This window comes from Rhodococcus sp. P4_E4 (assembly GCF_056401575.1).
On the sequence record NZ_JBFUJB010000019.1, the window covers coordinates 152944 to 179766 of the forward strand.

1 protein-coding gene is annotated in these 26823 nt (G+C 64.3%); it reads left to right on the top strand.

Annotation, left to right across the window (positions count from 1 at the left end; translation table 11 throughout):
- The first annotated feature begins 151 nt into the window (after positions 1-151).
- Positions 152-26728 carry a non-ribosomal peptide synthase/polyketide synthase gene (locus AC1DVN_RS21090; protein ID WP_477994191.1) on the top strand — a complete coding sequence of 8859 codons (26577 nt, stop codon included), beginning with the start codon at positions 152-154 and terminating at the stop codon, positions 26726-26728.
- Positions 26729-26823 lie beyond the last annotated feature (95 nt).

Genomic DNA, 26823 nt, shown 5'->3' on the forward strand with positions numbered 1-26823 from the left:
CCCTTCGTCGAGGTCGATGACCTTCGGCTGCGCTCTCGCAGGATCGCCACATGGTTTCCACTCGATATCGAGGCGGTGCGATGTTTCTCTTCAATCCCCGAGCCACAGTTCCCGGCGCTGATCGTCACAACGCTGTGTGGGGGTGGTCGTGATGGATACCGACAAGAGGATCGATCCGCTGACCGGATCGCGAAGCCTGCCGGCAGGGGCGTTTCCCCTGTCAGCGGTGCAGCGCAGTATGTGGTTTGCGCAGCAACTTCACCCGACGGTGCCGTATTTCATTGCGCAGTACATCGAGTTCCACGGCGACCTGGACATGCAACTGCTCAGCCGCGCTGCAGTGGAGGCCGCCCACGAGTTCGAGTCGCCATTTCTGCGGTTGATGTACCCCGATGGTGAGCCGTGCCAGATCGTGGACTTCACGATCGATCCGGGTATCGACTACTTCGACTTCCGCGAGCGTGAGAACCCTCGGCAGGCTGCGTCGGAGTGGATGGACAACGATTACGCGACGACGCTCGACTTGACGCGTGATCGTCTCGTCGAGATGACAATTCTCCAAACTGGTGATCGAGACTACTTGTGGTACACCAGGATTCACCACGTTGCTCTCGACGGATACAGCGGAATGACGATAGTGAATCGAATTGCCGCGATCTACACCGCAGCAGTCGAGGGCCGGGAGCCTGCGGTAAACAAGGCGCTCGACGTCACGACGCTGTCCGAACTCGATCAGAAGTACCGCGAATCGAGTCGGTTCGAGGCCGACCGCGAATACTGGGCCCAGCGAGTGTCCGGCGTCGAGCACGGTTCTACGTTGGCAACGCGTGAGGGACCTCCGACTGCGCGTAGCGAACTCGTCAGTGCCGCGATGTCGGCGAACAGCCTTGCTGCCTTGGACGAGTGGAATTCGCGTTCCGGTGCCACTGCGGCGGCGGTGCTGATTTCGGCACTGGCGTGCTATTTGTCTCGCAACACCGGCTACGACGACGTTCTGATAAATCTGCCGGTCTCGGCGAGGACCACGGCACCGCTGCAACGCTCCGGCGGAATGCTGGTCAACGTCGCGCCCCTTCACATCCACGTCGACCCCGACGAAAGCGTGGACGATCTGGTCGGGCGGGTCCAACTCGAACTCCTCGGCGCGCTTCGTCATCAGCGATGCAGTCTCGAAGACATCAGGCGCGATGCGGGCTTGGCGGTCGGCGATGCACGACTGTCCGGTCCGATGATGAATGTGATGCTCTTCCGGCAGGAGATAACACTGGGATCACTGACCGGCGAGTTTCACATCGTCACGTCGGGGCCCGTCGAGGATCTCCTGGTCAACGTGTACCAGAGTGGCGACCCAGCTCAGACGTTGATCGACTTTCGTGGCAACCCCAATCGCTACGGTCACGACGAACTGGTTGAACACCACCGGGCGTTCACCGAGTTGGTCGCAGAACTGACAGCAGCACCGGCCGGTACGCCGATGAACCGGATTCATCCGGCAAGCGCCGAGGCCGGGGCACGCAGTGCGCAGCGGAGGGAAACCGAAAGGTTCTGGGCTGGATATCTGGGGGACTCCGACGAGGGTTCGGCGCTGGGGCTCGAGCGAATCGACGCAGAATCGGAGCCGACCACTACGAATCGGCTCAGCTTCCCGCTCGATCCCGCGGTCGCCGAACTTGCACGTACGGAAGATGTCTCACTCTTTGCCGTTGTCCACGCGGCATTTGCGGCATTGTTGTCGAGATCGACCGAGCGCCGTGACGTGTTGATCGGAACGAGGACCGAGTGGGGGACTTCGCCGCTGCGCTGCGAGGTCGATCCGGCGGCGCCGTTCGACGAGTTCGTGAGTTTTCTTGCTCGAGAACGCGACACGTTGTTGGTTCGATCGGCGGCAGGTATCCCCGAGCTGCCCGAGTTGCACGTCCATCTCAACGACGGCTCGCAGGAGACCACGATTGCCGGCCTCGATGTGGCGATCGACGTCCACGCGGATACCGGCGCCCTCGAGGTGGCGTACTCCACGCAGCACTACGCCGAATCCACGGTCCAAGCCTTCCTCTCGCGACTGGTGCGGATCCTTGCGGGCGCAGCGGCAGCCCCGCGAACGTCGGTCGGAGATCTCGATCTTCTCGACGAGTTCGAGCGTGAGTTCCTTATGCCGGCACGGGGAGCGACCGCGTCCGCGCCGTTGACCCTGCCCGATATCCTCAGCCGGGCCGCGGCTGTGAACCCCGATGCCCCGGCGCTCGTTTTCGGTGATCGTGAGGTGAGCTACCGGGAACTCGACGCCGAGTCGAACACACTCGCCCGCGAACTGATCAACAGGGGAGTCGGCCCAGGCACCTACGTCGCCCTTGCACTGTCGAGGTCGATCGAATCGGTGACCGCGACGTGGGCAGTGGCCAAGACCGGCGGCGCCTTCCTTCCGATCGATCCGCACTACCCCGAGGATCGTATTCGGCACATGCTCACCGATTCGGGAGCTGTTGTCGGAATCAGCGTGGGGGAGCACCATGCCGGGCTCGCCGATTCGGTGGACTGGCTGCTTCTGGACGAATTCCGCACCGACGAACCGAACGCGTACCGCTCGGACGCACCGCTCGACGATGGCGAACGTCGCTCACGCGTTCGCTACGACGACCCGGCTTACCTGATCTACACCTCGGGATCTACCGGCGTCCCCAAAGGCGTCGTGGTCAGTCACCGCGGGCTGAGCAGCTTCGCCGACGAAGAACGAATCAGGTTCGGAGTCGAACCAGGCGACCGCACCCTGCATTTCTCGTCGCCGAGCTTCGACGCTTCGGTACTCGAACTTCTCCTTGCCTTCGGCGGCGCGGCGACGATGGTGATAGCGCCGCCCACCGTGTACGGCGGCGACGAACTGGCCCAGGTGATGCGCGTCGGCCGGGTGACACACGCTTTCGTCACCCCGGCCGCGCTGGCAACTGTTGATCCCGCCGGCCTACCGGATCTACGAGTGGTCGTGACCGGCGGCGACGCCTGCTCGCCCGCGCTGGTAGATCAGTGGTCACACGGACGCTCGATGTTCAACGCGTACGGACCGACCGAAACCACCGTCGTCGCCACCCTGACCGGACCGCTGAGCAGCGATGTTCCCGTCACGATCGGAAAGCCGATGCGCGGCGCCGCGGCCGTCCTCCTGGATTCGCGGCTTCAACCGGTGCCGATCGGTGTCGCCGGCGAACTCTATGTGAGCGGTATCGGTTTGGCGCGTGGATACCACGCGCGAGCCACGATCACGGCCGAACGATTCGTCGCCGACCCCAACGGCGTTGCGGGAGAGCGCATGTACCGCACGGGTGACCTCGCGCGGTGGAACGGCGCGGGTGAGCTGGAGTACCTCGGACGGAGCGACTTCCAGATCAAGATCCGCGGTTTCCGCGTCGAACTCGGCGAGATCGACGACGTACTGCGCCGCCATCCGAGCGTCGCGCAGGCCGTCACCGCCGGAGTTTCGGGCCCGAGTGGGGAAACACTGTTGGCGGCGTACGTCACGGCGGCTGAGGGCACGCACATCGACAACTCCGAATTGATCGCCCACGCCGGATCCTCGTTGGCAGCGCACATGGTTCCGTCGCGGATCGTCGTACTCGATTCCATTCCACTGACTCCCGCCGGAAAGATCGACAGGAAAGCATTACCGGACATCGATTCGGCTGGCGGCACGGCCGAATACCGTGCCCCCGAGACCTCGACCGAGAAGCGAATTTCTGCAGTGTTCTGCGATCTGCTCGGCATCACCAGGGCGGGAGCAGACGACAGTTTCTTCGACCTCGGCGGTGACTCGCTGATCGCGACCCGAGTCGTGTCGAGGGTCAACGGAGCACTCGGGACGACGCTGAGCGTTCTCGACCTCTTCGAGGCGCCGACCGTCTCCGCTCTGGCTGCTCGCGCAGACCTCGCGGACTCGCGGAACACGCGCGCCCCAGCACTGACGCGTATCGATCGCCCTGACCGGATACCGGTATCTCTGGCTCAGCAACGTATGTGGCTGACCAATCAACTCGATCCGAGTTCGCCGGCGTACAACATTCCGATCGCGGTTTCGATGACCGGCGATCTCGACGTCAACGCACTGTTCACCGCACTGCGGGACGTGATCGTTCGGCACGAGGTCTTGCGGACCGTTTTCCCCGAGAGCGCCCGTGGTCCGGTCCAGCACGTTCTCGGTGTGGACGAGATGTTCGATCATCTCGAGGTGGAAACGGTGCCTGCCGCAGCGGCCGCAGCGCGGGCGAGCGAACTGGCACGAACGGGATTCGACGTCAGCGAATCGGTGCCGATCCGCGCCACTCTGCTCGAGGTGAACGAACGCGAGCACACCCTGGTCCTCGTCGTTCACCACATTGCAGCGGACGGCCTGTCGATGGCGCCGCTGGCTCGTGACGTGATGGTCGCGTACGCGTCGAGGGCGAGCGGGCGTGTACCGGCGTGGTTGCCGCTCGAAGTGCAGTACGGCGATTTCAGCGAATGGCAACGCGGAGCGCTCGGCGAAGCGTCCGACCCGGATTCGATTCTCGCCGAGCAGTTGCGGTTCTGGTCGCACACGCTCGCCGAACGCGGTGAGCTCGCGGAACTGCCGATGGATCATCCGCGGCCTGCAGGTGTCTCGCTGCGCGGTGGCGATCTCGATTTCCGGATCGACTCCGCGACGTACCGCCGGGTCGGCGAGATCGCGGCGCGATGCGACGTCAGCGTGTTCATGGTGATCCACGCCGCGCTGGCCGTCCTGCTCAGTCGAGAATGTGGAGCGAACGACATCACGATCGGCACCCCGGTGGCCGGGCGTAGCGAGCGCGCCCTCGACGACGTCGTCGGAATGTTCGTCAACACGGTGGTGCTGAGGACGGTTCTCGACGGGGGACTCACCTTCGGTGAAGTTCTCACCCGCGTCCGGGACGTCGACGTGGCGGCCTTGCAGCACACCGAAGTGCCGTACGACGTGCTCGTCGAATCCCTCGCAGAGCGCCAGGCACCGCTGTTCCAGGTCATGTTGGTGATGCAAGGCGCTGCTCCGGCCGAGGTCACCTTGCCCGAGCTCGACGTCACGGTTGACGAACTGTCCACGGGTGCAGCAAAGTTCGATCTTCAGGTCATTCTCACCGACCGCGGCGACCATCTCGACGGCCAGTTGAACTATGCCAGCCAACTTTTCGACTCGGACACCATGTCGGGCCTCGCTGATCGCTTCACGATGCTCCTCGACGCGGTAGCGGCCGACCCCGAATCAATCGTCGGCGACGTCGATCTCACAGCTGTGGGCGAGGCGGAACTGGTCCTCGAGCGCTGGAATGCCACCGAACACGCCGTACCGATCACCACCCTCTCCGACCTGGTGGCGGAGCAGGCAGCCCGGACGCCCGAGGGGGCCGCGCTCATCTACGGCGAGCGGACACTGACGTATGCGGAGTTCGACGCGAGGGTCAGCGAACTTGCCAGAACCCTCATCGCCCACGGTGTCGGCCCGGACATGCGCGTCGCGGTGTCGATTCGCCGGTCACCCGAACTACTCGTCGCGGTCCACGCCGTGATCCGTGCCGGTGCGGCGTATGTCCCGGTGGACCCCGACCATCCGGCCGAACGGATCGCGTACGTCTTCGACATCGCCGCACCGATCTGTGTGCTGAGCCGGCCCCAGGACCACGGCGCACTTCCCGCGCGAGTCCCGATCGTCGACGTCGATCTCGATCGTCCCGTGTCCACGACGGTGCCGATCACCGACGCTGATCGGATCCGACCCCTCCTCCCGGACAATGCTGCATACGTGATCTTCACGTCCGGATCGACCGGTCGACCGAAAGGCGTTGCAGTATCACACCGTTCGATCGTCAATCGCCTTCTGTGGATGCAAGACGCGTACCCACTTCACGCGTCGGACGTGGTGCTGCACAAGACTCCGGTGACCTTCGACGTCTCGGTGTGGGAACTGTTCTGGCCCCTGCAGACTGGTGCGCAGTTGGTGATCGCGGAACCGGAGGGGCACCGTGATCCCGGGTACCTGTCGGCGTTGATGGCCGAAAAAGGCGTCACGACGGCGCACTTCGTTCCGTCGATGCTCGCGGAATTCGTCGCGGTCGCGACTGCCGGGCAGTGCGCAAGCCTGCGTCAGGTGTTCTGCAGCGGTGAAGCTCTCGCTCCCACCACCGCGGAGGCGTTCACCCGTCTGAGTTCTGCAGGATTGTTCAACCTGTACGGACCCACGGAGGCTGCCGTCGACGTGAGCGCCGCCGAATTCACCCCCGACATGACCGTCACCGTTCCCATCGGTGCTCCTGTGTGGAACACCCAGCTCTATGTCCTCGACGGGCGGCTGCATCCCGTTCCGGTCGGCGTTCACGGCGAGCTGTACCTGGCGGGAGTGCAACTGGCGCGTGGATACCTCGGGCGCAGCGATCTCACGGCCGACAGATTCGTGGCCGATCCGTACGGCCCGGCTGGCACCCGGATGTACCGAACCGGTGATGTCGTCCGGTGGCGCGCCGACGGGCTGCTCGACTACGTCGGTCGACGCGATTTCCAGGTCAAGATCCGCGGCCAGCGCATCGAGCTCGCCGAGGTCGAAGCAGCGTTGCTCAGGCTGCCCGGTGTCACGCAAGCTGCTGCTCTCGTCCATCACGACGACGTGGTCGGTGACAGCTTGGTCGGCTACGTCATCGCCGAGACCGGCACCTCGATCGACACGGACGGCATGCGCGCCGAGTTGAGAGGTCTCCTTCCCGCCTACATGGTTCCCGCAGTGGTCATCGCCCTCGACGTGTTTCCGCTCGGCTCGACCGGCAAGCTCGATCGGAAAGCCCTGCCCGCTCCCAGCTTCGACAGCTCGCAGACGTATCTGGCGCCGCGAACACCGCTCGAAGCACAGTTGGCGGCGATCTTCGAGGAGCTGCTGGAATCCGGGGCCGTCGGTGTTCACGACAACTTCTTCGAGATCGGCGGAAACAGTCTCGTCGCTGCCCGCGCCGTGGCGCGCGTGAACGATTCACTCTCGTTGAACCTGTCGATCAGAGAGTTGTTCGACGCGCCGACCGTTGCGCAGTTGGCGGTCGAGTGCGCAACGGCGCGAGGGGGAGCAACCGTTCTTCCACTCGAGGCGTTGCCGCGGCCACAGTCGATTCCGCTGTCGCTGGCGCAGAAGCGCATGTGGTTCGTCAATCAATTCGACGTCACCTCCGCGGCGTACAACGTGGCCATAGCGATCAGGCTGAGAGGCCGGTTGGACGTTGCGGCCTTGGAAGGCGCGATCACCGATGTGCTCGATCGCCACGAATCGCTGCGCACGCTGTTTCCCATGATCGAGGGAGTGCCGGCGCAGGTAATCGTGGAACCCGGTGAAGCGTTGGGGTCGCTACCGATTGTCGGCGCGAGCACCGAAGCGGTACTCGGGGAGATCGAACGCGTCACCTCGAGGGGCTTCGACGTGACGCAGGCTCCACCGATCAGGGCGGAACTGATCGAGGTCGACGCAGAAGATCACGTCCTGGCTGTGGTCGTCCATCACATCTGCGCCGACGGATTCTCGATGGCACCGTTGGCGTTCGACGTGATGAGCGCGTACTCGGCACGGCATCGAGGTGAGGCACCCGACTGGTCTCCTCTCCCCGTCCAGTACGCGGACTTCGCGATCTGGCAGGAAAGGGCTCTCGGACGGATAGACGAAGCGGAGAGCACCCTCGCCGGCCAGCTCGAGTACTGGACACGTCAGCTGGCAAGTGTGCCCGAGCTTCTCGCGCTCCCCGCAGATCGCCCGCGGCCGCGCGTACAGGATCTCTCGGGCCGCGTCGTTCGATTCGACATCGATGCCGGCATCCATCGTCGTCTGAGCGAAACCGCGATCGAACACCGAAGCAGTATGTTCATGGCGATACACGCCGCGTACGCGGTGCTCGTGGCCAGATTGTCCGGCATGGAAGACATCACGATCGGCTCACCGATCGCCGGACGCGGAAATGCCCTCCTGGATCCGATGGTCGGTATGTTCGTCGGAACGTTGGTCTTGCGCGCCGATGTCGACCCCGCAGCCTCGTTCACCGATCTGTTGGCCAGAGTTCGCAGCACCGACCTCGACGCCTTCGCTCACGCAGACGTCCCCTTCGAGCGCGTCGTCGATGCGCTCGCTCCGGAGCGGTCGACTTCGCATTCACCGTTGTTCCAGGTGATGCTGGAGTTCAAGAACACCAGTCGACCAGCAGTTCGTCTGACGGACCTCGAGGTCGAGGTCCTCGTACTCGAATCCGCCGTTTCGAATTTCGATCTGCAACTCACGCTTGCCGAGACATTCGACGACGACGGCCGGCCGGCGGGAATCGAGGCCGGGTTCACCTACGCGAGCGCCCTGTTCGACGAGTCGACGGTCGAAGGCTTCGCTCGATATCTTGTTCGGATCCTTGGTGCGGTGACCGAATCACCGCACACGCCGGTCGGCGACATCGATCTCGTGGTCGACACCGACACGATCAGCGTCGTGTCTGCACCGGAACTTCCCGACCAGGTTCACTTCTCGACGTTGCTCGAGCGGAAGTACGTCGACGAACCGCAGAGAACTGCACTGATTTTCGGCGACCGACATCTGACGTACTCCGATCTGGACCGCCGGGCCAATCGGCTTGCACGACTGTTGATCGGCCGCGGGGCAGGTCCGGAATCCGTTGTCGCCCTGGCATTGCCACGCTCACTGGAATCCGTGGTCGCGATCTGGGCGGTTGCCCGGACCGGCGCCGCATTCGTACCCGTCGACCCGGCGTACCCCGTCGACCGCGTACATCACATGATCAACGACTCGGGAGCGGGCGTCGTCCTCACCACCGCCGAGCATGTGGGTGTCGTCCCCGACGAGGCAGACGCAGTTCTGCTCGATCAGGCCGAGACACTGGCAACCCTCGAACAGTTCGGAGATCAGCGGCTGGAGGCCTCGGAACTGGCGGGGACGGTGTCTCTGGACAATCCCGCCTATGTCATCTACACCTCCGGTTCCACCGGCGTCCCCAAAGGTGTCATGGTCACTCACCGTGGGCTTTCGGCACTCGCCGAACAGGAACGTACTCGATTCGGGGTGGAATCGACCTCGCGCACGCTGCATTTCAGCTCACCGAGCTTCGACGCCTCGATTCTCGAACTCCTGATGGCCGTTGGTGTCGGGGCCACGATGGTCATCGCTCCACCGAGCATCATCGGCGGAACCGAACTGACGAGCCTGATCGCCGATCAGCACGTCACGCACGCCTTCATCACCCCGGCCGCTCTGGCCACGGTCGATCCGAGCGAACTGAACGAGCTGGTTTGCATCGGAACCGGTGGCGACGTCTGCCCGCCCGATCTCGTCGCCGCCTGGGTCAGTGATCACCGGATCATGATCAATGCCTACGGACCGACCGAATCGACGGTCGTCGCCAGCATCACCGAGCCGATGTCCCCGGCCGATCGAGTGACGATCGGTCGCCCGTCGACAGGCATCACTGCGTGGGTCCTCGACAATCGCCTGCACCGCGTCCCGGTCGGAGTGACGGGGGAGCTGTACGTCAGTGGCGACGGACTCGCCCGCGGTTACCGCAACCGCGCCGGCACCACCGCCGAACGTTTCGTGCCCAATCCCGCGGGCAGTGCGGGCACACGGATGTACCGCACCGGCGACCTCGCCAGGTGGAACAAGAACGGCGAACTCGAGTACCAGGGCCGAGGTGATTTCCAGGTCAAGATCCGCGGGTTCCGCATCGAACTCGGCGAGATCGAAGCAGTTCTGGCTCGCTATCCCGGGGTCGCGCATTCCGTGGTGACCACGCTCGAACGTGACGGAGGCGCCGCGCGAATCGTCGGATACGTCGTGCCCGCCAACGATGCTCAGACTGTGGATCCCGAGGCCGTCATCGCGTTCGCGGGCTCGGCTCTGGCCCCGTACATGGTTCCTGCGGCGGTGGTCGTTCTCGACGAACTGCCGATGACTGCCAACGGAAAGCTCGACCGCCGAGCCCTGCCGGTTCCCGACCTGCGAGCAACCCAAGCGCGCTCGCGGGCTGCTGAATCCGATACCGAGCGCACGCTGGCCGCCTTGTTCGTCGATGTCCTCGGTGTCGAATCGGTGGGAGTCGACGACTCGTTCTTCTCGATGGGCGGCGATTCGATCATGTCGATTCAGCTCGTCGCCCGTGCCCGCGACGCCGGGCTCGTGTTCACCCCGCGTGACGTCTTCGAGGTGAAATCGGTCGCCGGTCTTGCGGTTTTGCTGGCATCGACCAAGGACGACGAACCCGAGGTGCTCGAGGAACTTCCCGGAGGCGGCGTCGGCCACGTGCCGTTGTTGCCGGTGGCACAGTGGTGGCTCGACCGGCTCGGCTCCGATCTCCAGGGGCTCGATTCGTTCTCCCAAGCGACCCTTCTCAATGCGCCGCACGGCCTTCGCAGTGTGGAGCAGTTGACCGCAGCGCTTCAAGTCGTTCTCGATCGTCACGACATCCTTCGCGCGCGCCTCGAACTCGACGGCGAGCGCGGGCTCATAGTCGGCGATCCGGGATCTGTTGCAGCCGAGGACATCTGCCGGGTAGTCGAGGTCGAGGCCGAGCCGGGCACCGCAGTGTTCGACGCGGCGATCGTCGCTGCCCTGGGTGATGCACGTCGAGAACTCGACCCCGTCCGGGGCGAGATGGTGCGGGTCGTCTGGTTGTCCGGCGTACGCAACACCGGCCGGTTGCTCCTGGTGATCCACCACCTCGCGGTGGACGGCGTGTCCTGGCGCGTGCTCGTACCGGAACTTGCGTCCGCTTTCCACCGGATCGACGCCGGCGAGGAGCCGGAGCCGTCGTATTCGGGCACGTCGGTTCGTCGTTGGTCGCATGCGCTCCGTGACATCGCGCCCGATCGAAGAGTCGAATTGCCCCGGTGGCGTTCGATCCTCGAAGGTGACGACCCCCTGATCGGAACCCGGCCGCTGGACCCGCGGCTCGACACGTTCGATTCGGTCGGCCGAGTTGTCGCCGACGTGCCCGTCGAACTGTCCGACACAGTCCTGACCACGCTTCCCGCGCTCTTCGGTGGATCCGTCAACGACGGTCTCGTTGCTGCTCTCGCGCTGGCACTGACGCAGTGGAGGCAGGCACAGGGCATACGAACCGGCAACGTGCTCGTCTCGATGGAAGGTCACGGACGCGAGGCTCACGTGGTGCCCGGTGCGGACGTCCTGCACACCGTCGGCTGGTTCACCAGTGTCTTCCCGATGCGAATCGACCTCGCCGACATCGACATCTCGAACGTGTTGAGCAGCGGCCCCGAGGCAGCGGTGGTTCTCAAGCGGGTCAAGGAAGAACTGTTGGGAGTTCCGGACAGCGGCATCGGGTACGGAGTTCTGCGTTATCTCGACGAGGTGGGCCGAGCGGAACTGGAAGATCTCCGTCAACCGCAGATCTCGTTCAACTATCTCGGTCGTTTTTCCGGCACCGAGGCAGGAGAGTCGCTGGGGGACTGGGCGCTGGCCCGCGACGTCGATCTGGAAGCGGCAGCTCGGTCCGAGATGCCCGTGGGTTCGGTCCTGGACGTCAATGTCGTCACCACCGAAATCTCGGGTGCACCGCACATCGGTGCCACTATCGCCTATCCCACCGGCGTGCTGGCAGAGCGCGATGCTCGCGCCATCGCCGAACTCTGGGTGCAGTCGTTGCGCGCTCTGGCCACCTACGCCGAACACAGCGAACGCGGGGGACTCACACCGTCGGACATCGACCTGATCGAACTGGACCAGGAGTCCATCGACCACCTCGAGCGCGAGTTCCCGACACTGACCGACGTCTGGTCCCTTTCACCGCTGCAATCCGGACTGCTCTTCCACGCCCGCTACGCCGAACACACAGTCGACGCGTACACCGTCCAACTCGCACTCGAACTCGACGGCGTCGACGCGTCCAGGTTGCACCGCGCCGCACAGGCGTTGCTCGACCGTCATGAGAACCTGCGAGCTGCGTTCACGACCGACACCGGTGGGCGATCGGTGCAGGTGATCAGCGCCGACGTGGACGTGCCGTGGACCGAGATCGACATCTCTCCGTTGGCCCCCACCGAACAGGCAACCGAGATACGCGAGCTCCTCCATGCGGATCGGGTGCGAGGCTTCGACATGGCCACGCCGCCCCTGCTGCGGTTCCTGCTTCTGCGAACCGGAGACGACGCGTATCGGTTGATCCTGACCAACCACCACATCCTCCTCGACGGATGGTCGATGCCGCTGCTGGTCCGTGACCTACTGACGCTCTACGCCACCGACAGTGATCACAGTGCCATCCCACGCGTGCACCCCTACCGGGACTATCTGAGCTGGATCAGCACTCGCGACGACAGCGAGTCGATCGAAGCCTGGGGCGAAGCACTCCGCGGACTCGACGACCCGACGCTGCTGACCGGAACTCACGCCGTCGACGAGGACGGCGCGACCTCACGCTCGACCACCACAGCCCTCGGAGAACGTGAGACGGAACTTCTGCGTGGATTCGTCCGCTCCCGTGGCCTGACGACAGCCTCCTTGATCCAGGTGGCCTGGGGAATCGTGCTCGCCGAACTCCTCGGCCGCGACGACGTCGTCTTCGGTGGAACCGTCTCCGGCCGACCACCCCAGGTGTCCGGCGTCGAGTCGATGGTGGGTTTGTTCATCAACACTGTCCCCGTCCGAGTTCGCCTTGACCCGCGAGAGTCACTGGCAGCGCTGTGCGTTCGTGTCCAAGCGGAACAGGCGCGGTTGTCCGATCACCATCATGTGGGGCTTTCGCACATCACTTCGGCAGTGGGGGCCGCTGCATCGTTCGACACGCTGACTGTGTTCGAGTCGTATCCCGTTGACCGCGGTGGACTCTCCTCCGGCACCGACATCGCCGGAATGCACGTTCTCGACGTCCACGACGCCGAGGATGCCGCGCACTATCCACTCGCGATCGTTGCCTCTGCGGCAGACGGGCGACTGCGGCTCAAATTCGAGTATTTCCCGGGAGTCCTGGGCGATCACGACATCGACGCGATCGCGGACCGGCTGCTCCGCACCCTCGAACTGATCACCGCACAACCGGATCTTCCGCTGGCGAAACTGCGTTTGATGCCGGATTCGCAAGTGCAGCAATTGGTTCCCGCGCGCGGCCGGCAAGGCCGCTCGGTAAGGACACTCGATCGCATCTTTTCGGACACCGCGAGCAGATTCCCCGAACGGGTCGCACTGTCCTGTGGTGACAGAAAGATGACCTATCGAGAGCTGGACGAGGCGTCGAATCAGTGGGCGCGCGTGCTCATCTCGGAAGGCGCGGGCCCGGACTCACGGGTGGCGATCTGTGTGGAACGGTCCTTCGAATCCGTCGCAGCGGTCTGGGCGATCACCAAGACCGGCGCCGCCTTCGTGCCGATCGATCCTCGCTACCCGAGTGACCGGATCTCGTTCATGCTCGAGGACTCGGCATCATCGCTCGGAATGACCACGGCTGCACACGCACCGGCCGGCGGTGGCGCAACGAAGTGGCTCGAACTCGACGACCCGGAGAACGCCACTCGGCTCTCCGGAGTGTCCACGTCACCGCTACGCGAAGACGAGCGCCGGGGAACCCCGCGGCTGGAGAACACTGCCTACCTCATCTACACCTCGGGCTCGACCGGCCGGCCCAAGGGTGTCGTCGTCACGCACACCGGTCTCGAGAACTTCGCCGACGAACAGCGTCATCGCTACGGTCTCACGGAGAATTCACGCGCACTGCATTTCGCCTCGCCGAGTTTCGACGCCTCCGTTCTCGAGTATCTGCTCGCCTTCGCCGTCGGCGGCGAACTGGTCGTAGCTCCCACCACCGTCTACGGAGGAACCGAACTGGCCGACGTTCTCCGAGAGGGACATGTCACTCACGCGTTCATCACGCCCGCAGCGCTGACGTCGGTGGATCCCGAGGGACTCGACGATCTGACCACCATCACGGTGGGTGGCGAGGCTCCCTCGGCGGACCTGGTGCGCACCTGGGCGCCGGGAAGATCGTTCGTCAACGTCTACGGACCCACCGAAACCACCATCTCCTGCAACCTCAGTGACCCCATTCCAGCCGGTGAGAAGGTCTATCTCGGGCCGCCGAACCGCGGCTTCAGCGAGGTCGTCCTCGATCGCAGACTTCAACCGGTGTCCGTCGGAGTTCCCGGCGAACTGTATGTCGCCGGAGTTGGACTCGCGCGCGGCTATCACGGGCGTTCACCGCTGACGAGCGAACGATTTGTCGCCAACCCGTACGGCGAGCCGGGGGAGCGGATGTACCGCACCGGAGACGTGGTGCGCTGGCGCAGTGACCGCACCATCGAGTACCTCGGACGCAGCGACTTCCAGGTCAAGATCCGCGGGTTCCGTATCGAACTCGGCGAGGTCGACACGGCGTTGGGTCAGCTGCCCGGTGTGGAGTACGCGGTCACATTGGCGGTGCGCGGACCCTCCGACGAGCAGGCCTTGGCGGCATATGTCGTCTGCGACGACGAATGCCCGGTGAGCGCCGAGGACATCCGGGCGGCGGCACGGGAGCTACTGCCGGCACACATGGTGCCAGCGAGCGTCGTCGTGCTCGACGAGCTACCACTGACCGGCGTCGGCAAGGTCGATCGGGCTGCTCTTCCGGCGCCTCGCTTCGACACCGATCCCGAAACACTCGCTGCGCCGGCGACCGAGCTCGAACGGCTGGTGGTGGGCGTTTTCGAGGACGTGCTCGGAGTGTCCCCGATCGGTATCGACACTCACTTCTTCGACATCGGCGGAAACTCACTGACCGCGACCCGCGTCATCGCCCGCGTCAACGCACTTCTCGGCACCGACATCGGCGTCCGAGGATTGTTCGAGTCTCCGACAGTTCGGCAGCTGTCTCGTCTGGCGGAGAGTGTCGGCCGCGGCGAGAACCCCAGACCACCGTTGACTCGGCGATCTCGCCCGGATCCACTGCCCGTGTCATTGGCACAGAAGCGGATGTGGTTCCTCAACCAGTTCGACGTGACCTCGCCGGCCTACAACGTTCCCCTGGCAGTGCGCCTCGACGGCGATCTGGACTTCGCCGCATTGCAGGCCGCGGTAGCGGACGTATTGGGTCGCCACGAGAGCTTGCGGACGAAGTTCCCCTCGATCGACGGACAGCCGGTGCAGCAGGTGATGTCCAGCGACGAGGTCATGCCGATCCTGGAGCCGGAAATCGTCACTGCTGCCAGAGTGTCCGATCGAATCCTCGAGCTGGCCTCGGCCGGCTTCGACGCCTCGGCCGAAGTTCCGATCCGCTGCGCGGTCCTGCGCGTCGACGGGGACGAGCGCAGGCACGTACTCGTGATCGTCGTCCACCACATCGTCGCCGACGGGTTCTCGATGAACCCCCTGGCAGCGGACGTGGCAGCGGCCTATGCGGCCCGCAGCGCCGGCAGTGCGCCGAGCTGGTCGGAACTGGCCGTGCAGTACGGCGACTTCGCTGTGTGGCAGCACGAAGTGCTCGGCTCCGAGGAAGATCCGGACTCGGCTCTGACCCGTCAGCTCGATTACTGGAAGGACCGACTCGCGGGACTGGGCGAGCCGATCGCCCTGCCGACGTCGTTCCCACGTCCGGCAAAGCCGTCCATGGTCGGCTCTGTTCACCGGTTCGCGGTATCGCCGCAGTCCCATCGGGCGCTGACCGATCTGGCCCGCGAGCACGGCAGCACCATGTTCATGGTCATGCACGCAGCACTGGCGGTACTTGCGGCACGCCTGGCCGGTACCGAGGACATCGCCATCGGTACACCTGTCGCCGGGCGCGGCGAGGCCGAACTCGATCACCTGGTCGGAATGTTCGTCAACACTCTTGTGCTGCGGACACAGATCACGCCCGACGCGTCGTTCGAGGACGTACTCGCCCAGGTTCGCGAAGGCGACCTCGGCGCGTTCCAACACACCGACTTGCCCTTCGAAAGGTTGGTCGACGCACTCGCCCCGGAACGCTCGACGTCGCACACTCCGTTGTTCCAGATCCTCATCGAGTTCCGTAACAACGCGCTACCGCAACTCGAACTGCCAGGTCTGTCGGTCTCGGGAGTCGAGTTCGACCTACCCGTCGCCAAGTTCGATCTGCAACTCTCGGTCACCGAGCGTTACGACGCGGATGGCGGAGCGGATGGAATCGACGCCGAATTCATCTACGCCACAGACCTGTTCGACGATGGATTGATCGAGTCGTTCTCGCGCAGACTGCTCACCCTCCTCGAGGCGGTCTCCCGAGAGCCGTCGACTCCTACCGGTGACATCGACGTCGTGGGCGCCGGCGAGCGTCGACAGATGCTAACCGAGTGGAACGCTCACGCCGAACCGGCTCCGGCCGACAACATCGCGGACCGATTCTTCGAAGCTGTTGCAGCACATCCGTCGTCGACCGCGGTCAACGACAGCGACGGCGCCATGACGTACGCCGAACTGGACGGGCGCGCGAACCGCCTGGCGCGGCTCCTGATCGGCCGCGGTATCGGTCCGGAATCCGTGGTGGCCGTTGCGATGCCCAGAACCACCGATCTCGTGCTCGCCCTCGTCGCCGTCATCAAAACCGGGGCGGCATACCTGCCGGTCGACATCACCTACCCGGCCGAGCGCATGCGATTCCTCTTCGACGACGCGCGGCCGGTATGCCTGGTCACGACCGGAGACTTCCGAAGCGACCTACCTTCGGAGATCATCGAATCCGGCATCGACATCGTCGAACTCGGATCGCCGGAGATCGCGGTACGCCTCGATCACTCCGCGCCACATCGCATCACCGACGCGGACCGGACGACACCACTTCTGCCCGACGCGATCGCGTACATCATCTACACCTCCGGATCCACAGGGCGCCCCAAAGGTGTCCAGGTCAGCCACCGAAACGTCCTGACTCTGATGGACAACACCTCCCCGACATTCGGGTTCGACAACACGGACGTGTGGACGATGTTCCACTCGTACGCATTCGACTTCTCCGTCTGGGAGCTGTGGGGGCCGCTGCTGCACGGTGGCCGGTTGGTCGTCGTCGACTACTACACGACCAGATCGCCGGACATGTTCCACGAACTGCTCCGCCGTGAGCGAGTGACGGTGCTGAACCAAACACCCACCGCCTTCTACCAACTCGCCGAAGCCGACCGTGCGTACTCACCGAACGGCACCGGTCCCGACCTTGCACTGCGCTACGTCGTCTTCGGTGGAGAAGCGCTCGATCTCGGGCAATTGCGCAAGTGGTACGACCGGCGGGCCGACACGGCGCCGACGCTGGTCAACATGTACGGGATCACCGAGACGACAGTGCACGTCAGTCGAATCGCGCTCGACCGCAACGACAGCGAGCACGCGTCGGCGAGCATCATCGGGCGAGCAGTACCAGGATTGTCCGTCTACGTACTCGATCGGCGACTGAACCTGGTGCCACCAGGTGTTGTCGGCGAAATGTACGTCGCCGGTGACCAGGTGACTCGGGGATACCTCGGGAAACCCGCATTGACTTCGGTGCGGTTCCTTCCCGATCCATTCGGTAGTTCGGGGGATCGAATGTATCGGAGCGGGGACCTGGCGAGGTGGAACGACGCGGGGCAGTTGGAGTACGTGGGCCGCAGTGATTTCCAGGTGAAGGTGCGTGGTTTCCGCATCGAACTCGGAGAGATCGAAGCCGCAATGCTCCGCTGCCCCGGCGTCGCTGCCTCGGTAGCACTTGTTCGCACAGAGGGAGCGTCACCGCGGATCGTCGGGTACGTGGTCGCCGAAACAGACAATACCGTCGATTCAGCGACGGTGACCGACTTCGTCGCCGCCGAACTCGCGGAGTACATGGTGCCCACCGCGATCGTCGTCCTCGAATCACTTCCGCTGACGGTCAACGGAAAGCTCGACCGACGCAGCCTCCCGGCTCCGGACTTCACCGTGACGGGAACAACCGAGGCGACGCGGGCACCAGCCACCGCCACCGAAGCGGTCCTCGCGGACCTCTTCGGAGAGGTTCTGGGGCGGGGCGGTATCGGAGTGGACGATTCCTTCTTCGGCCTCGGCGGCGATTCGATCATGTCGATCCAACTCGTCTCACGGGCGAAGTCCGCAGGCCTCATCTTCACTCCGCGGGACGTCTTCGAAGCGAAAACCGTGGCCGGCCTCACCAAGGTCCTCCTCATCGAATCATCGGAAACCGCACCGGTTCTCACCGAGCTACCCGGCGGGGGAGCCGGCCCGCTACCGCTCACACCGATCATGGAGTGGCTCGTCGAACGCAGTCGCGGTGACCTGAGCACGATCCGCAGTTACAGCCAGAGCGCGCTGATCGCACTGCCCGCGGATGTGTCCGGCCCCGCGCTGGAGCGCGCACTACAAACGATCCTCGACCGCCACGACGTACTGCGGGCACGTCTGGAGGCCGCGACTCACCAACTCGAGATCAGCGAACCCGGCACCGTCGCAGCCTCCGACATCTTGCACCGAACCCCCATCGTGTCCACCGGCGGCGAAGAATTCCTGCGCGCGGCAGAAGCCGCGATGCAGGACGCATCCAGCCGACTCGATCCCGAGCACGGCAAGATGATCAGCGCAGTCTGGTTGGATCCGGTCAGCGCGAACGGCAACCGGCCTGAGGCGGGACGGTTGCTCCTGGTACTTCATCACCTCGCGGTCGACGGTGTGTCCTGGCGAATGCTGGTCCCCGGCCTGGTCACGGCATATGCGTCGGCGTTCGACGGCGAAACACCGATTCTTCCGCCCGGCGGAACGTCGATACGTCGCTGGGCGACAGCGCTCGCCGAGACCGCCGCAGATCGACGCGACGAGATCGACCTGTGGTCGAGGATGCGGACCGACGAACCAATGCTCGGAACGCGCGGGCTAGACCCCGCGGTCGACGTCGGAGCCACCGTCGACCGCGTCAGCGTCGACGTACCGACCTCGGTGACCGAGAACATCATCTCGGCGGTGCCACGACATTTCGGAGGCTCGGTGAACGACGGGCTGCTTGCTGCTCTCGCGATTGCCGTCACCGCCTGGCGTCGATCGCGCGGACAGCGCAGCGGGGAAGTGCTCGTCAATCTCGAGGGACACGGGCGCGAGGAGAACGCAGCGCCTGGCGCAGACCTCTCGCGCACAGTCGGTTGGTTCACCACCTTGTTCCCCGTCCGGATCGATCTCACCGGACTCAATGTCGTCGATGCACTGTCCGGGGGATCAACCGCGGCCTCCGCTGTGAAAGTCGTCAAGGAAACGCTGCTCGGTCTGCCGGACAACGGCATCGGGTTCGGGATGCTCAAGTACCTCGACCGAAACGACGAACTACAGGAGTTGCCCACACCTGAGATCTCGTTCAACTACCTCGGACGTTTTGCCGGCTCGGACCCCGAGCACGGCGAGGTGCCGTGGCTGCCGATCTCGGAAGTGACGCTCGACGAAGCGCACAGCGGAGATCTTGCCGCCGCGTCGGTGCTCGACATCAATGCCGTCACCACCGACACCGCGCACGGTCCGATTCTGCGCGCTACGTGGTCCTTCCCCCGCGGCATCCTCAGCGAAGCCGAAGTCACGGAACTGGCGGAACTCTGGTCCCGAGCACTCGGCTCGTTGAGTGAATACGTGGACGAACACTCCGAGCGCGAGCTCACGCCCACCGATCTCGATCTCGTCACCGTGGATCAGCAGAGCATCGAACAGCTCGAGCGTAGGTTCCCCGACCTGACCGATATCTGGTCACTGTCACCGCTGCAGTCGGGCATGCTCTTCCACGCCCAGTTCGACGAAACGGAAATCGATCCGTACATGGTGCAACTGACCCTCGAGCTCGGGGGCCGGGTGGAGGCACCGCGCCTGCGTCGCGCCGCGCAGGCCTTGGTTGATCGTCATCCGAGCTTGCGCGCGGGATTTGCCTCCGCGCCGGGAGGGCGGGCGCTGCAGGTAATCCGTTCCGGTGTCGAGATCGGCTGGGCCGAGATCGACCTGTCCGGGACCGAGGACAGTGAAGTCGCGTTCGCTCAGCTGCTCGAGCGTGATCGCGCTCAGCGTTTCGATATGGAAACAGCACCCCTGATCCGGTTCATGCTCGTACGATTCGGACCGGACACAGCACGCTTCGTCGTGACGAACCACCACATCCTGCTCGACGGCTGGTCAACCCCGCTGTTACTTCGCGACCTGCTCACTCTCTACGCAACCGACGGCGACCCCGAGATTCTGCCCAGAGTTCAGTCGTATCGCGACTACCTCACCTGGATCTCGAAGCAGCACCCCGACTCTTCTCTGCGAGCCTGGCAGGAAGCGCTACGAGGAGTGGACTCATCCACCCAACTCTCGCAAGCGAGCACCGCCGCCGAAACCGTTGCCAGTGACATTCACTCGTACTCGCTGCCGACCGAACGAGCCGAGACCCTTCGGGCGTTCGCGCGAAGCCGCGGATTGACCATGGCGACCCTGGTCCAAGTGGCCTGGGGAATCGTGCTCGCCGAACTCCTCGGCCGCGACGACGTCGTCTTCGGTGGAACCGTTTCCGGACGCCCACCACAGGTGTCCGGTGTGGAATCGATTGTCGGCCTGTTCATCAACACAGTGCCCGTGCGAATCCGCCTCGACGCCCGAGAAACCCTCGCGGAACTGGCCATTCGCGTCCAATCCGAGCAAGCGTCACTACTCGACCACCACCACATCGGACTGTCGGACATCGCGGGAGCAGTGGGCGCCGCCGGTTCATTCGACACCCTGACGGTATTCGAGTCGTATCCCGTCGACGAGGCAGCCCTGACCGCCGAAACCGACATCGCGGGAATGCACGTCCTCGGCATCGACGGACGCGACTCGGCGCACTATCCGATTGCCGTTGTCGCGTCGGAAAGTGACACGCTGAACCTGAAGATGGAGTACTTGCCGACGCACTTCTCCGCCCGCGAAGTCGCGAAGATCACCGAGCGCGTGGGCATCGTCCTCGAGCAGCTGGCGTCGGCGCCGGATCAGCCGCTGGCCCGCCTGCAGGTTCTCACGGAGTTCGAGAGCCGTGATCTTGCGCCGGTCTTCGGATCCCCGGGTCGCTCCGCTCGTACGCTCCCGGAAATACTCGCCGACGTCTCCGCCACATATCCCGACCGCATCGCGCTCTCGGCCGGCAGCCGTTCCATGACCTACATCGAACTGGACCGACGCTCGAACCAGTTGGCCAGAGCCATGATCCGCCGCGGCGCCGGGCCCGAGACGTCGGTGGCCATCGGCATCGAAAGATCCGTCGAATCAGTACTCGCGGTGTGGGCAGTGGCCAAGACCGGCGCAGCGTTCGTCCCCGTCGACCCCACCTATCCGGCCGACCGAATCGAACACATGCTCAGCGACTCCGAGGTGTTGTTCGGGTTGACCGTCGTCGACGCCATCGACACATTGCCACCCATCGTGTCCTGGTTGGTGCTCGGAGAGGAAGCATTCGACGACGACGTCGCCACAAGCTGCACGCTGCCGATCGCCCAGGACGAACGGCTTGCACCGGTGGTCATGGACAACGCCGCCTACGTGGTCTACACCTCGGGATCCACCGGCCGACCCAAGGGAGTTGTCGTCACCCACACCGGACTCGACAGCTTCGCGCTCGATCAGCAACGTCGATTCCACGCCGATCACCACTCTCGGACCCTGCACTTCGCCACCCCCAGCTTCGACGGAGCCATCTTCGAGTACCTGCAGGCATTCGGTGTCGGAGCAACCATGGTGATCGTCCCGACCGACATCTACGGCGGCGCCGAACTGGCAAGTCTGATCCGCCGCGAACACGTCACTCACGCGTTCGTCACCACGGCGGCACTCGCCACCGTCGATCCGGCCGGCCTGGACGAATTCCGGCACGTCGTCGTCGGGGGAGAGGCTCTGCCACCGCACCTCGTCGGTCTGTGGGCACCCGGGCGGGAATTCGTCAACGCCTACGGCCCCACCGAGACAACCGTCATGGCAGACATCAGCGAACCCATGACAGTGGGTGCACCCATCACGATCGGTGGCCCGATCCGCGGTGTGCACGAGGTGATCCTCGATTCGCGCCTGCAACCGGTGCCCGTCGGAGCTCCCGGCGAGCTGTACATCGCCGGCATCGGCCTGGCTCGCGGATACCACCGGCGTCCCGGCTTGACCAGCGAGCGATTTGTCGCCGACCCCTTCGGCAAGCCAGGCGACCGGATGTACCGCACCGGTGACATCGCCTCCTGGCGAAGCGATCACACCATCGAGTACGTCGGGCGCAGCGACTTCCAGGTCAAGATTCGCGGATTCCGTATCGAACTCGGTGAGGTGGACGCCCAGATCACTGCAATGGCAAGTGTCACGAACTGCGTGACACTCGGCGTCGACGGACCGGCCGGCGCAACCGTTCTCGCGTCTTACCTCACCGTCGAGGAAGGATCGACGCTGACCGGCGCAGAGATCACCGCGCACCTCGCCGGACGTGTTCCCTCGCACATGGTTCCGGCCAGCATCATGATCGTCGACGAGCTACCGCGCACCGCGGTCGGCAAGCTCGATCGAAAAGCGTTACCGACCCCGGAGTTCACCGGAACCGGCGTGGAATTCCGGGCTCCCGGCACCAGCCTCGAGCGTCGGATCGCCGACGCCTTCATCGATGTACTCGGCGTCGAGCAGGTAGGCGTCGACGACAACTTCTTCGAACTCGGCGGCAACTCGCTGATCGCCACTCGTGTGGTCTCGCGGCTCAACTCCGCACTGAACATCGACGTCGGGGTGCGCGTGCTCTTCGAGGCACCGACGACAGCTCAGCTCGCCGAACGGCTTTCCGACGCTGTCACTGCCGTCGGCACTGTGCCGCTCACTCCCATGGAGCGCGACGGTAACGTCCCGCTCTCGTTGGCGCAGAAGCGCATGTGGTTCCTGAACCAGTTCGACACACGCTCAGCCGCGTACAACATCCCACTAGCTGTTCGCCTCACCGGTGACCTCGACGTCACCGCCATGCAACAGGCGATCGCCGACGTCGTCGAGCGGCACGAAACCCTGCGGACGGTGTTCCCCGCCGTCGGCGGCGATCCGATTCAGAAAGTGCTCACCGCCGACGAGGCCGTACCGCCGGTCCGTGAAATGACGTTGGGAGAGCACGAACTCGCAGAGCGCATGCGACGACTCGCCACGACCGGCTTCGACGTGTCGGTGGACCTGCCGCTGCGCGTCGCGCTCTTCCGCCTCGACACCGATGAACCCGTTCACATTCTGTTTGTCGTGGTCCATCACATCTGCGCCGACGGTTCGTCGATGGCGCCGCTCGCACGCGACGTGATGACGGCCTACCTGGCGCGCACGGCAGGAACCGAACCCACCTGGGCGCCACTCGAAGTGCAGTACGCGGACTTCACGTTGTGGCAGCACCGCGTCCTCGGATCGGAAGACGATCCGGAATCCGTCATCAGTCGCCAATTGCGCTACTGGAGTGAGCAACTCGCCGGCCTCGACGACGTCATCGCACTGCCCACCGACCACCCGCGGCCCGTACAACAGACCTTCCACGGTGACCGATTCACCTTCGACATCGACGCCAACACCCACCGCGCCCTCGCGGACCTCACCAGGGCAAACGGCGTCACGATGTTCATGGCTCTGCACGGCGCACTGGCCGTGCTGATGTCGAAACTGTCGGGCGCCGAAGAGGTCACCATCGGCACACCGATCGCCGGCCGCGGTCAGGCAGCGCTCGACCATCTCGTCGGAATGTTCGTCAACACGCTGGTCCTGCGCACCGGCGTCGACCCCGACATCACGTTTGCCGAACTGGTGGAACACATCCGGGAAATCGATCTGGCCGCATTCCAGAACTCGGATCTGCCATTCGAACGGCTCGTGGACGTCATCAATCCGACCCGATCCACGTCGTACTCACCGTTGTTCCAGGTCGCCCTCGAGCTTCAGAACAACGAGCCAGCGCATTTCCACTTGCCCGGCCTCGATATCGAAGGCCTCACCGTGGAAACCGAATACGCGAAGGAAGATCTCGAACTGATCGTCGACGAGAAGTTCGACGAGTCCGGCGCCCCGGCCGGGATGTCCGCTGCCTTCGACTTCGCAACCGATCTCTTCGAACCCGCCACCATTCGGCGCTTTGCCGACCGCCTGCGTCTGATCCTCGACACTGTCGGACGCGAACCCGCAACACGTATCGCCGACATCGGCATCCTCGCCGCCGACGAAACAGCAGCCCTGGTGCCGGCATCCGGTGCAGCAGCGACTCGCGTGCAGGTGTGGCCGGAGATCCTCGCCGAGGCAGTCGCCTCGAACCCGGATGCTCCAGCTCTCTCGAGTCGCGAGGGGTCGATGACCTACCGCGAGCTCGACGAGGAATCGACGAAGCTGGCTCGAGCGTTGTGCCGGCGCGGTGTCGGACCCGAAGATTTTGTGGCGCTGGGTCTGCCGCGGTCCACGGCGGAGATCGTCGCCATCTGGGCGGTCACGAAAACCGGAGCAGCATTCTTGCCGGTCGACCCGAACTATCCAGACGATCGCATCAACCACATGCTCGACGATTCGCGGGCCGTACTCGGCATCACCGACGACGCTCACCGCAGTCAACTTCCCGACACGGTCGAGTGGATGGTCCTCGATGAAGCGCAGACCGTCGACGAGATCGACGGCCAGAGCGCCGCCGCGATCACCGACCTCGACCGCACGATCCCCTTGCATCACGGGCATCCCGCGTACCTGATCTACACCTCGGGTTCAACCGGGAAGCCGAAGGGCGTCATCGTCACCCACCTCGGTTTGTCCAACCTCAACGCCGAGGAACATCAGAGATTCAACGTCCAGCCCTATTCGCGTATCTCTCACTTGGCTTCACCGAGCTTCGACGCCTCGGTCTTCGAACTCATGATGGCGTTCGGCAGCGGAGCCTGCCTGGTCGTCATCCCACCCACGGTCTTCGGCGGATCCGAGTTGGCCGAAATCTTTGCCGACGAACACGTCTCACACGCGTTCATCACGCCGACCGCGCTCAGCTCCATCGAAAGCTCCGCGCTGCCAGAACTCCGCGTGCTCGCAGTCGGTGGCGAAGCCTGCCCACCCGAACTCGTGGACATCTGGGGCCGAGACCGCCGCATGTTCAACGGATACGGACCTACCGAATCCACCATCCAGGCCAGCGTCAGTGAACCCATGCGGCCGGGCAAGGACATCAACATCGGCCGACCGGCCATCGGCTTTGCCGGCCTGGTCCTCGACGGGCACCTCAAGCCCGTGCCAGTGGGAGTCATCGGGGAGCTGTACGTGACCGGCCCCGGACTCGCCCGCGGGTACCACAATCGTCCCGACCTCACCGCCGACCGATTTGTCGCCGATCCGTTCGGCGAACCCGGCCAGCGGATGTACCGCACAGGCGACCTGGTGCGCTGGCGCTCCGACAGCACACTCGAATACCTCGGCCGCAGCGACTTCCAGATCAAGGTCCGCGGATTCCGCATCGAGCTGGGCGAAATCGACTCAGTCCTGATGGCACACCCATCCGTCTACTTCGCCGCAACACTTGGGCACGAAGCACCGTCGGGGGAGACGATGATCGCCTCCTACATCCAGCCTGTGGAAGGACAGACCGTCGACGACTGGGAGCTTCGCCGCCACCTGTCTTCTCGCCTGCCTGCGCACATGGTTCCCGGCGCGATTGTCGTCGTCGACCGAATTCCGGTGACACCGGTCGGCAAGCTGGACCGTAAAGCACTGCCGACGCCGAGCTTCGAGCGTCGTACAGTCCCGTACGCGCCGCCGACCAACGACACCGAACGAACGGTCGTCGACATCTTCGAGACCGTGCTCGGTCACGAGCACATCGGCGTCGACGACGACTTCTTCGAACTGGGAGGAACGTCGATCGTCGCCACTCGAATAACCATCGAACTCGAGAAGCGCCTCGGGATGCGAGTGCCGTTGCAGTCGCTTTTCCTGGATCCGACACCGGCCGGTGTCGCCCGGGCGGCCGACGGAATGGACGCACACTCTCCGGACGATTCTTCGGATCTGCTCGCCCCGATGATCACGCTGCGCGCCGGATCCGATCGAGCACCACTGTTCTTCGTCCATCCGGGTATCGGATTGTCCTGGGGTTATGCAGAATTCGTCAAGCACCTCGAGCTGGATCAACCCGTATACGGTCTTCAGCTACCGTCCCTGAGCGGAGGACCCAGCTTCGACTCGCTGACCGAACTCGCCGACGACTACGCGAATCGCATTGCAGCCGTGGCATCGACCGGCCCGATCCATCTGGCCGGCTGGTCGCTCGGCGGCGTCATCGCACACGCCGTGGCGCACAGTCTCACTCGGAGCGGACGTGACGTGACTTTGTCGATCCTCGACAGCTATCCGTCGTCGGATTCCGATCAGCCCGCGGAACTCTCGGTCTCCGAACTACTGGCCGGGCTCGCGATGCCGGCGGGATCCGAGACCGTCGAAACCTTCGAAGAAGCGGCGGAATTGCTGGAGCAGACCCTGGGCGCCGGAATCGGAATCGAAGCGGAGCATCTAGCGCGGATCAGTCGCGGTTACTCCCACTCCGTCGAATTGACGAATCGGCACCAACCGCCTGTCCATCTTGGGGCCATCGAGTTCTTCGTAGCCGGAAGATCTACGGAGAACGGACACGACGTGGCCGAATGGCGAAGGTTTGTACAAGGCGACATCCGAGTCACCGAAGTCGACTGTGAACACAACCAGATGATCGAACCGGGTCCGGCGGCAACCATAGCTGTACGATTGCGGGAAGTTATCGCTCAGTGGGGTGTCTGAACCAGGTTCGACATGGGTATGAGTGAAACACACAGGGTGATGGACCCCGGGTGGGTCCGGACGAGGGGAAAACATTGAAACTGCGAACCAGACGC

Coding starts and splice junctions, on each gene's coding strand:
- AC1DVN_RS21090 (WP_477994191.1), top strand. CDS start 152: ATGGATACCGACAAGAGGATCGATCCGCTGACCGGATCGCGAAGCCTG.